Here is a 1,573-nt window from a genome sequence, read left to right as displayed (position 1 = left end):
CATGGCTGAGGACATCGCGAACATCGAGACCACCGCTGCGCCGGCAAAGCCTGTGCCGCTGCCGGAACTGGCACAGCCGCTGCTGCGCATCGAGGGCGTGGTCAAGAGTTTTGGCGGCTTTCGCGCGGTCGACGGCGTCTCACTGGAGATCCGCGCGGGCGAATTCTTCGCGCTGCTCGGTCCCTCCGGCTGCGGCAAGACCACGCTGCTGCGCATGCTCGCCGGCTTCGAGGCGCCGGACCAGGGCCGCATCCTGCTCGCGGGCGAGGACATCGCACCGATGCTGCCGCATCAGCGGCCCGTCAACATGATGTTCCAGAACTACGCGCTGTTTCCGCATCTCAATGTGCGCGACAACATCGCCTTCGGCCTCCGGCGCGCCGGCATGGCGCGTGCCGAGATCGCTGCGCGGGTCGCCGAGATGGTGGCGCTGGTGAAGCTGGAGGGGCTGGAGAAGCGCAAGCCGGACCAGCTTTCCGGCGGCCAGCGCCAGCGCGTGGCGCTGGCCCGTTCGCTGGCGCGCCGGCCGCAGGTGCTGCTGCTCGACGAGCCGATGGCAGCGCTCGACAAGAAGCTGCGCGAGAGCACACAGCTCCAGCTGATGGAGCTGCAGCGTCGGCTCGGGCTGACCTTCATCATCGTCACCCATGACCAGGACGAGGCAATGACGGTGGCGAGCCGGATCGGCGTCATGCAGGCCGGCCGGCTGGAGCAGGTAGCGAGCCCGCGGCTGCTCTATGAGGAGCCGACGTCGCGCTGGATCGCCGAGTTCGTCGGCGACATCAATTTGTTCGAAGGCGAGGTGAAGACGCGCGCGATGCACCGTCTCGCGGTCGCGACGCGCGATGCCGGCGAGTTCGTGGCCGCCGAACCGCAGCGCCCGTTGACCGGTCCCAAGGTGTGTGTCGCGATCCGACCCGAAAAGATCAGGCTGGCGCGCCGCGGCCCTGCGACCGATGTAGCCTCCGCGCATGCGATCAACCGGCTGGAGGGCGTCATCCTTGATACCAACTATCTCGGCGGCAGCACGATCTACAAGGTGAAGCTCGACAGCGGCCCGGTCCTACGCGCCGCCGTGGCCAACACGGCGCGGCTCGACGTCGATGGCTACGGCATCGATCAGCGCGTTGTCGTCTGGTTCACGCCCGACGACTGCGTGGTGCTGGATCGATGAGCGCGCGCCGCATCTTCTCAGCTCCGGCGCGGTTCGCCGCCATTGCGCCCTATGTCTGGATGGTGCTGTTCTTCCTGGTGCCGTTCGGCTTCGTGCTCAAGATCAGCCTGTCGCAGACCGTGATCGCGCAGCCGCCCTACACACCGGTATTCGATCTCGCCGCCGGCTGGTCGGCGCTGCACGACGCGTTTGCGGCGCTGTCGCTGGACAATTTCCGTCTGCTGCTGTCGGACGATCTCTACCTCGCGTCCTATCTACGCAGTGTGATGGTGGCGGCGATCTCGACTGCGATCCTGCTTTTGATCGGCTATCCCATCGCCTATGGCATGGCGCGACTGCCGAAGCGCTGGCAGGGCATCGCGATGATGCTGGTGATCGTGCCGTTCTGGACCTCGTTTT

The 1,573-nt window shown here is 66.6% G+C and carries 1 protein-coding gene and 1 pseudogene; both read left to right on the top strand.

Annotated features, from left to right (window positions below; genetic code table 11):
• The first annotated feature begins 1 nt into the window (after window position 1).
• Window positions 2-1,174, top strand: a complete 1,173-nt coding sequence (locus WA702_RS29635; protein ID WP_425114086.1) for an ABC transporter ATP-binding protein — start codon at window positions 2-4, stop codon at window positions 1,172-1,174.
• A pseudogene (locus WA702_RS29630) lies at window positions 1,171-1,573 on the top strand (putrescine ABC transporter permease PotH); the annotation flags it as partial. The gene WA702_RS29635 and the pseudogene WA702_RS29630, both read left to right, overlap by 4 nt.

The sequence above is a fragment of the Bradyrhizobium sp. genome (assembly GCF_049798375.1).
In the GTDB taxonomy this organism is placed as follows: domain Bacteria; phylum Pseudomonadota; class Alphaproteobacteria; order Rhizobiales; family Xanthobacteraceae; genus Bradyrhizobium.
The sequence above is the reverse complement of the archived record's forward strand: the minus strand, read 5'-3'. Positions and strand labels throughout refer to the sequence as shown.